This window comes from Streptomyces ossamyceticus (assembly GCF_001418475.1).
Classification (GTDB): Bacteria; Actinomycetota; Actinomycetes; order Streptomycetales; family Streptomycetaceae; genus Streptomyces; species Streptomyces ossamyceticus.
In genome coordinates, this window is sequence record NZ_LIQX01000737.1 from 1 (window position 1) to 8,624 (window position 8,624).

Below are 8,624 nucleotides of genomic sequence, written 5' to 3' on the forward strand. Positions count from 1 at the left end.
ACGACCGCGACGTCAACGCCGCGATCAACGTGAAGACGGCCGCCGGACTGGCGGTATCGGCCTGCGGAGCGCCGGTAAGACCGGGAGCGATCCCGGCACAGCGCGAAGAAACAGGAAGCCATGGATTCCCGGCCGGAGACTGTGCCGCGTAGCGGCACAGTCTCCGGCCGGGAAGGCCAGAATCCTTGCCTTCAGGGCGAGGAGCATGTCAAAGAGGTGGTCATGACCACCATCACCCTCGTCCAGGGGGACATCACCCAGCAGTCCGTCGACGCCATCGTGAACGCCGCGAACTCCTCCCTCCTCGGTGGGGGAGGAGTGGACGGCGCGATCCACCGGCGCGGCGGCCCCGCCATCCTGGAGGACTGCCGCAGGCTCCGTGCCTCGCACTACGGCAAGGGCCTGCCGACGGGGCAGGCGGTCGCCACCACGGCCGGAGCGCTGGACGCCCGATGGGTCATCCACACGGTGGGCCCGGTCCACAGCCAGAGCCTGGACCGTTCCGCCCTCCTCGCCTCCTGCTACCGCGAATCCCTGCGGGTGGCCGACGAACTGGGCGCCCGCACGGTCGCCTTCCCCGCCGGCGTCTACGGCTGGCCCATGGACGACGCCGCCCGCATCGCCGTCGAGACGGTCCGCTCCACCGAGACAGCGGTGGAGGAGGTCAGGTTCGTCCTGTTCGACGAGCGGGCGTACGAGGCGTTCGCGTCACAGGTCGGCTGAGGGCCCCCTTCAGGGAGTCCTGCCGGGCCCTCGGTGATGAACCGGGGGATTGCGTAGAGCCTGGTCAGGGTTCCCTCCGCGCCCCCTCGCCTCCTGCCCGGTCCGCCGCCTCGACGCGGCGGACCCGGACGGTGGAACGGGCGAGGGCCCGACGCTGACCTCGCTCGATCTGGGCGCCGTCCTCGGCGCGGTGACCGCACTGCTCTCCCCGGTGCTCGGCGTGGTCACCGGCCTCCTGCAACCGGTCCTCGGCGTCGTCGGCGGCCTCCTGGGCGGCACACCGCTCACACCCCCGGCCCTGCTGCCCGCGTCCTAGCCCCGGTCCGCCCCGTCCTCCGACCCGGCGACTCAGTCCCCCTCGGGCGCGTCGCTGATCCCCAGCCGCAGGTGCTCCACGTGGTACACGGCCTGGTCCAGCAGCTCGGCGACATGGTGGTCGTGCAGCGCGTACACCACCGAACGGCCCCGGCGCTCACCCACCACCAGCCCCAGGTTCCGCAGCAGGCGCAGCTGGTGCGAGCACGCGGACTGTTCCATGCCGACCTCGGCGGCCAACTCGGTCGCCGGGAGCGGGCCTTCGCGCAGCCGGGCCAGGATCAGCAACCGGGACGGCGTGGACAGGGCCTGGAGGGTGGTGGCCACCTTCGCGACGTTGCCCGCGTCCAGACGCACGCGGGGAGTGGCGTCCTGCGCGGTGGCGGTTACGGCTCCATGACCCATGGCGAGTATCTTACTCATCGCACATGAAGGAATGAATGAGTCTTCATGTGTTCCTGTATGGTGTGCCGGGTGTCTGCCACTCTCACCCCGTCACCGGTCCGCCGTACGCCCCCGTCGACGGCCCCCCGCCGCCGCACCCGCGTCCTCGCCCTCCCCGAGGCGCGCTGGGCCCTGGCGTCGACCGTCGCCTTCCTCATCGCCTTCCCGCTGGACCTCGCCGGCGCCTCCGCCTGGCTGTACGGCCCGCTCTACCTCGTCGCGTACGCGGCCGGCGGCTGGGAGCCCGCCCTGGAAGGGCTGCGGGCGCTGCGAGAGAAGAGCCTCGACGTCGATCTGCTGATGATCGTCGCGGCGCTCGGAGCGGCCGCGATCGGCCAGGTCCTCGACGGCGCCCTGCTGATCGTCATCTTCGCCACCTCGGGCGCCCTGGAGGCCCTCGCCACCGCCCGTACCGCCGACTCCGTACGCGGCCTGCTCGACCTCGCGCCCACCACGGCCACCCGGCTGTCACCGGACGGCACCGAGGAGACCGTGCCGACCGACCGGCTCGCCGTCGGCGACACGGTGCTGGTCCGCCCCGGCGAACGCATCGGCGCCGACGGCCGGGTCCTGGGCGGCGAGAGCGAGGCCGACCAGGCGACCATCACCGGTGAACCCCTGCCCGTTCCCAAGGCGCCGGGCGACGAGGTCTTCGCCGGCACCCTCAACGGCAACGGCGCGCTGCGCGTCCGCGTGGAACGCGACCCCGCCGACTCGGTCATCGCCCGCATCGTCGGCCTCGTCGAGGAGGCGTCCCGTACCAAGGCGCCCACCCAGCTGTTCATCGAGAAGGTCGAACAGCGGTATGCCGTCGGTGTCGTCGTCGCCACCCTCGCCGTCTTCGGCATCCCGCTGGCCTTCGGCGAGGACCTCACCGAGGCCCTGCTCCGGGCCATGACCTTCATGATCGTCGCCTCGCCCTGCGCGGTCGTGCTCGCCACCATGCCCCCGCTGCTCTCCGCCATCGCCAACGCCGGCCGGCACGGCGTCCTCGTCAAGTCGGCCGTCGCCATGGAGCGGTTGGGCGAGGTCGACGTCGCCGCGCTCGACAAGACCGGCACGCTCACCGAGGGCACGCCCGAGGTCACCGCCGTACGGCCGCTGCCGGGCTCCGGGCTCGACGAGGACGGGCTGCTGGCGCTGGCCGCGGCCGCCGAGCACCCGAGCGAGCACCCGCTGGCCCGCGCGGTGGTCGCCGCCGCCGGTGCGCGGGGGCTGCGCCCGGCCGCCGCCGAGGAGTTCGTGGCCACGCCGGGGCGGGGCGTGCGCGCCACCGTCGAGGGTTCCGTGGTCACCGTGGGCCGACCGGGCGAGCACGGCGCCCGCGACGGCGAAGTCCTCGACGGCGACGTCACCGGCGGCGACCTCGTCGGCCGTCAGGATTCCGGGGGGACGACCGTTCTCGTCGAGCGGGACGGGGTCGCCGTAGGACTGCTGACCCTCACGGACCGTGTGCGTCATGACGCGTCCGCCGCCGTCGCGGGGCTCACCGCGGTGACCGGTACCGCGCCCGTGCTGCTGACCGGGGACAATCCGCGGACCGCCGCCCGGGTGGCCGCCGACACCGGGATCACCGACGTCCGGGCCGGGCTGCTGCCCCAGGACAAGGTGACGGCCGTACGGGAGCTGCAGGGCGGCGAGGGCCGCAAGGTGCTGTTCGTCGGTGACGGCGTCAACGACGCGCCCGCGCTGGCCGCCGCGCACTCCGGGGTGGCGATGGGCCGGGCCGGGTCCGACCTGGCGCTGGAGACGGCGGACGCGGTGGTCGTGCGGGACGAACTGGTCGCGATCCCGGCGGTGGTGCGGTTGTCGCGGGCGGCCCGGCGGCTGGTGGTGCAGAACCTGGTGATCGCGGGGGTGTGCATCGCCGTGCTGGTGGTGTGGGACCTGGTGGGGCATCTGCCGTTGCCGCTCGGGGTCGCCGGGCACGAGGGGTCCACCGTGATCGTGGGCCTCAACGGGCTGCGGCTGCTGCGGGAGAACGCCTGGCGACGGGCCGTCGGATAGCCGCACCCGAGGGGGCGTCCGCGGCGCGTGGCGCGGCGCGTCCGTGGTGCGGCTGTCCCCTGACGGCCACCGTCCGCCCCGAGGTCGCCCCCACCTCGATGTCGGATTCTCGCCAGCCCAGTCTCCTTCCGTGCTCGATGCTTGAGGCATGCGGAACGGGATGTACAGGGACGTGGAGCGGTGTGTGCGGGCCGTGCAGTCGAAGGACGCGCGGTTCGACGGGTGGGTGTTCACCGCCGTGCTGACCACGAGGATCTACTGCCGGCCGAGTTGTCCCGCGGTGCCGCCGAAGCCGCGGAACATGACGTTCTATCCGAGCGCGGCGGCCTGCCAGCAGGCCGGGTACCGGGCGTGCAAGCGATGCCGCCCCGACACGAGCCCCGGATCACCGGAATGGGACCAGCGGGCCGACCTCGTGGCCCGGGCGATGCGGCTCGTGGCGGACGGCGTCGTCGACCGTGAGGGTGTGCCGGGGCTGGCCCGGCGGCTCGGGTACAGCACCCGGCAGGTCGAGCGGCAGCTGCTGGCGGAGCTGGGGGCGGGGCCGCTGGCCCTCGCCCGTGCGCAGCGGGCACAGACCGCGCGGCTGCTGATCGAGACCACCGCGCTGCCCATGGCGGAGATCGCGTTCGCCGCCGGCTTCGCCTCGATCCGCACGTTCAACGACACCGTGCGGGAGGTCTTCGCGCTCTCACCCAGCGAGCTGCGGGAGCGGGCCGCGAAGCGGGCGGGCATCCCGGCCGTGGCGCCCGACGGCCCCGCCGGGACACCGGGTGTCCTGGCCCTGCGGCTCCCCTTCCGGGCCCCGCTCAACCCCGACAACCTCTTCGGGCACCTGGCCGCGACCGCCGTGCCCGGTGTGGAGGAGTGGCGCGGCGGCGCGTACCGGCGCACGCTCCGGCTGCCGTACGGGCACGGCATCGTCGGGCTCACCCCGCGCCCCGACCACATCGCCTGCCGGCTCACCCTCAGCGACCTGCGTGACCTGCCCGTCGCCATCAGCCGCTGCCGCCGCATGCTGGACCTGGACGCCGACCCGGTCGCGGTGGACGAGCAGTTGAGCGAGGACCCGGTGCTGGCGCCGCTGGTCGACAAGGCGCCCGGCCGCCGGGTGCCGCGCACCGTCGACGAGGCCGAGTTCGCCGTACGGGCGGTGCTCGGCCAGCAGGTCTCCACCGCAGCCGCCCGCACCCACGCGGGCCGCCTGGTCCTCGCCCACGGCGAACCCGTCGACGACCCCGAGGGCGGTCTCACCCATCTCTTCCCCTCACCCGAGGCGCTCGCCGCCGTCGACCCCGCGACCCTGGCCATGCCGCGCACCCGCCGGGCGACCCTCACCACACTGGTCGGCCGGCTCGCCGGGGGCGAGCTGCACCTGGGGGTGGACAGCGACTGGGCGGAGACCCGCGCCCGCCTCCTCGCCCTGCCCGGCTTCGGCCCCTGGACCGCCGACGTCATCGCCATGCGCGCCCTCGGCGACCCCGACGCCTTCCTCCCCACCGACCTCGGAGTCCGCCGCGCGGCCGCGGAACTGGGCCTGCCGTCCACCCCGGCCGCGCTCACCGCCCGCGCGGCGGCCTGGCGGCCCTGGCGGGCGTACGCGGTCCAGTACCTGTGGGCGACGGACAGCCACCCCATCAACTTCCTTCCCGCATGAGTCCCTTGAAGGACACGGCATGAAACAGCACACAGTGACCGACAGCCCCTACGGCCCCCTCACCCTCGTCGCCGACGACGGCGAGCTGTGCGGCCTCTACATGACCGGCCAGCGCCACCGCCCGCCCCAGGAGAACTTCGGCCCGCGCGACGACACCCTCCTCGCCGACGCGAAGGAGCAGCTGGCCGCCTACTTCGCGGGCGAGCTGCGGCAGTTCACCCTCACGCTGCGCCTGCACGGCACCCCGTTCCAGCGGGGCGTGTGGGAGCAGCTCGCGCGCATCCCGTTCGGGGAGACCCGCTCGTACGGTGAACTCGCCGACGCCCTCGGCAGTCCCAAGGCGTCCCGCGCGGTCGGCCTCGCCAACGGCAGGAACCCCGTCGGGATCATCGTGCCCTGCCACCGCGTGGTCGGCTCCGACGGCAGCCTCACCGGGTACGGCGGCGGCCTGGACCGCAAGCGGCGCCTGCTCGACTTCGAACAGGGCACCGCGCTGTTCTGACCCCCGGCGGCCCGACTCCCGCCGCTCAGCCGCCCACGGCACCGACCCTGCGCAGCACTTCCGGTAGCGCGGTGCCGATCGGCTCCCGCACGACCTCGTCGGCCAGCTCGTCGTACGGCGTGGGCTCGGCGTTCACGATGATCAGCCGGGCCCCGTGGTCGGCGGCCACCCCGGCGAGCCCGGCGGCGGGCTGCACCTGGAGGCTGGTGCCGACGGCGATGAACACCTCGCACGCCTTCGTGATGGCGACGGCCTCGCCGAGCACCACCGGATCCAGGCGCTCACCGAACATCACCGTCGCCGACTTCAGCACGCCCCCGCACTCCAGGCACGGCGGGTCGTCCTCGCCGGCGTCGACACGGGCGAGCGCGTCCTCCATCGGCGTACGCGCATGACACTCGGTGCACACCACGGACCGGGCCGTGCCGTGCAGTTCGAGGACCTTGCGGGCCGGCATCCCGGCCAGCTGGTGGAGCCCGTCCACGTTCTGCGTGATCACCCGCACCGGCACCCCGGACCGCTCCAGCTCGGCCACCGCCAGGTGCGCCGCGTTCGGCTGGGGGTTCAGCGTCCGGTTGTCCCGCCGCATCCGCCACGAGCGTCGGCGGATCTCCGGATCGCCCATGTAGTACTCGTACGTCACCAGCTTCTCGGCCTCCGGGTCCGTACGCCACAGCCCGTTCGGGCCGCGGTAGTCGGGGATACCGGAGTCGGTGGAGACACCGGCGCCGCTGAGCAGGGCGACGAGAGGCTTCTTCATGGGGCCGAGGGTAGGTCGCCCGGCAGCGCGGGACCAGCGGATATCGGGGTGCGCCCGGGGCCCGGCGGCCAGGGCCCGACGGACCGGCTGGGCCGGGCGGTCAGGCGGCGGGGATGCCGTAGGCGCGGTCGTAGTGCTGGGCGACCAGGACACCGGAGTGGTCGCAGGCGAGCTGCCAGTCGTTGACGCCGGTCTCCACGCCGTCGGTGAAGTTCCACAGCAGCCGGCCGCGGGCGGCGTCGATGGCGTAGAAGCCGTTCCTGTTCTTGTAGGCGGGCACGTAGACCGCGCTCGGCCCGGCGGTCACGGGCAGGTCGCCGTTGAGGCGCGGGGTGGGGCAGAACCAGCGCCGGGAGCCGGTCGCGGCGTTGAACGCGTAGACCCCGGAGGGGTTGGTGCCGGTGACGTACACCGTGTTGCCGTAGACGCCGAGGGAGGCGAACTGGCCGTCGTCGGGGCTCACCCGCCAGCGGACCTTGCCCGTGGCGAGGTTGAGGGCCTTGAGTTCCTGGCCGATGGCGAACACGGTCCGGTCGAGGACGGCGAGTCCCGGCCGGAGGTCGTAGCCGACGGGGTGCCGCCACAGGACGCCGGAGCTGTCGGTGTCGCGGGCCGTCACATTGCGCAGCCCGTCGGCGTAGACGAAGTAGCCGGGGGTGATCACCGGGGCCAGCCGGATGCCGACGTCCTCCGGGCTGATGGGGATGACCTCGGCGCGGCGGCTCGCGAGGTCGACACCGAAGACGGTGTCCGTGGACGTCGCGACGCCCGGCTCCTCGGACTCCCGCTGGAGCCGGACACCGATGACGGATATGTAGCGGGCGTCGACGACGCCGAGCAGCGTGGTGAACCGGAAGTCCGGCCCGAAGTCGATGGTGAACCGCTCCGAGCCGTCGGCCGGGTCCACACCGATCACCGTCGAGCCCTCGCCCAGCGCGACCGCCGCGCCGAACGTCAGCACCACCGGGGTCGGGGACTGGCTGATGCCGCTGTAGACCCACTTGGGCCGGGCGCCGTTCTTGAGGTCGAGACTGAGCAGATCACCGGGCCGGGTCTTCACCAGGGCCGTCCCCTTGTGGAACACGGCCGGCGCCTGGAGCAGCGGGTCGCCCCGGTACACCCAGGCCGGCTCGGGGGCGGGGCCGAGCGGTGTCGCCCTCCGCCCGGCGGGCTTCTCCCGCCGGGACAGGAACACGGCACCCCCGATGGCGGCCGCGGTGGTGGAGGCGGCCGACGCGGCGAGCACCGTACGCCGGGACGGTCCCGACCGGTCGGGCACCCGGCGGTGACCGGGCGAGGCCCCGCGATAGGGCTCCGGCTGCCCGGGGGAGCCGTCGGCGTGAGCGCCGGAAGCCTCGGCGCCGGGCGACTCGACGGTGCCCGTCACCCCGTCCGGGTGGGCGGAGTGGTCACAGCCCTCCACCGCGCACGGTGCCGGCGTCGCGGAGGTGTATGGGGCGCGCTCGGGAGCGTAGGGCGCCGGATCGGAGGCGTACACAGCCCGGCCCGAGGTGTAGGGCGCCTGGTCGGGGGCGTACGGTGCCCGGTCCTCGGCATAGCGCGCCCGGTCCTCGGCGCAGGGCGCCCGGTCCTGCTCCTGGACGCCGCCCGCCGCGTCCCGGCGGTAGGGCGACGGCTCGGGGGCGTCCCAGGACGCGGGGCCGGCGCGCATGTCGTCCGGCGCGGTGGCGAACGTCGCCACGGCCGCCGCGCGCAGGGTGATCGAGGCGGTCACCGACGGCGGCAGCCAGCCCTCGCCCGTCACCTGCTCCACCCCGCCCGGCGCGCAGGCGGCGGCCAGCTTGTCCGGAGTGATCCGCAGCCGCGGGTCCTTGGTGAGACAGAGGCTGATGATCTTGTCGAGCGGCTCGGGCACGCCCGACAGGTCGGGCGTGTTGTGCACGACCTGGTAGAGGAGCGTGGCCGCCGCCGTCCCGCTGAACGGGGCGTGCCCCGACGCGGCGTACGTGAGCACGGACCCCAGGGAGAAGACGTCGCCCTCGGGGCCCAGCGGCTCGCCCGTGGCCTGCTCGGGACACATGTACTCGAAGGACCCGAACAGCGCTCCCGAACGGGTGAGGTCGTAGCCGTCGGTGGCGCGGACGATTCCGAAGTCGATGACCCGCGGACCGTCGGCGGCCAGCAGGACATTGGACGGCTTCAGATCGCGGTGCACCAGCCCGGCCGCCTGCACCGAGATCAGCGCCTCGGCGATC

The 8,624-nt window shown here is 73.9% G+C and carries 8 protein-coding genes; 5 read left to right on the top strand and 3 right to left on the bottom strand.

Translation table 11 applies throughout. From position 1 onward, the window contains the following. The first annotated feature begins 222 nt into the window (after positions 1–222). Positions 223–723 (top strand): O-acetyl-ADP-ribose deacetylase, encoded by a 501-nt coding sequence (locus AOK15_RS37750; RefSeq protein ID WP_055523293.1) that lies wholly within the window; start codon positions 223–225, stop codon positions 721–723. Positions 724–772: 49 nt separating this feature from the next. Continuing rightward, positions 773–1,039 carry a hypothetical protein gene (locus AOK15_RS37755; protein ID WP_055523280.1) on the top strand — a complete coding sequence of 89 codons (267 nt, stop codon included), beginning with the start codon at positions 773–775 and terminating at the stop codon, positions 1,037–1,039. A 32-nt stretch (positions 1,040–1,071) separates the two neighbouring features. Here the strand turns inward: AOK15_RS37755 and AOK15_RS37760 are convergent, their stop codons facing one another. Beyond that, entirely contained in the window at positions 1,072–1,443 is a 372-nt protein-coding gene (locus AOK15_RS37760; RefSeq protein ID WP_055523282.1) for an ArsR/SmtB family transcription factor, read from the bottom strand. Positions 1,444–1,500: 57 nt separating this feature from the next. Here AOK15_RS37760 and AOK15_RS37765 point away from each other — a divergent pair, with 57 nt between their 5' ends. The 3 genes from AOK15_RS37765 (at position 1,501) to AOK15_RS37775 (ending at position 5,648) form a co-directional block, all read left to right on the top strand. After that, complete coding sequence (locus AOK15_RS37765) at positions 1,501–3,489, top strand: heavy metal translocating P-type ATPase (protein WP_205632295.1); 1,989 nt, start codon at positions 1,501–1,503, stop codon at positions 3,487–3,489. A 148-nt stretch (positions 3,490–3,637) separates the two neighbouring features. After that, positions 3,638–5,146, top strand: coding sequence for a DNA-3-methyladenine glycosylase 2 (locus AOK15_RS37770; RefSeq protein WP_079058932.1), 1,509 nt, complete (start codon positions 3,638–3,640; stop codon positions 5,144–5,146). 19 nt (positions 5,147–5,165) lie between these two features. Next, positions 5,166–5,648 (top strand): methylated-DNA--[protein]-cysteine S-methyltransferase, encoded by a 483-nt coding sequence (locus AOK15_RS37775; protein WP_055523286.1) that lies wholly within the window; start codon positions 5,166–5,168, stop codon positions 5,646–5,648. Positions 5,649–5,673: 25 nt separating this feature from the next. On the opposite strand, the gene AOK15_RS37780 is transcribed toward AOK15_RS37775, so the two are convergent. After that, positions 5,674–6,408, bottom strand: coding sequence for an SIR2 family NAD-dependent protein deacylase (locus AOK15_RS37780; protein WP_055523288.1), 735 nt, complete (start codon positions 6,406–6,408; stop codon positions 5,674–5,676). Positions 6,409–6,508: 100 nt separating this feature from the next. Beyond that, positions 6,509–8,624: protein kinase domain-containing protein (locus AOK15_RS37785; protein WP_055523291.1), on the bottom strand; the 2,116-nt coding region annotated here is incomplete at its 5' end.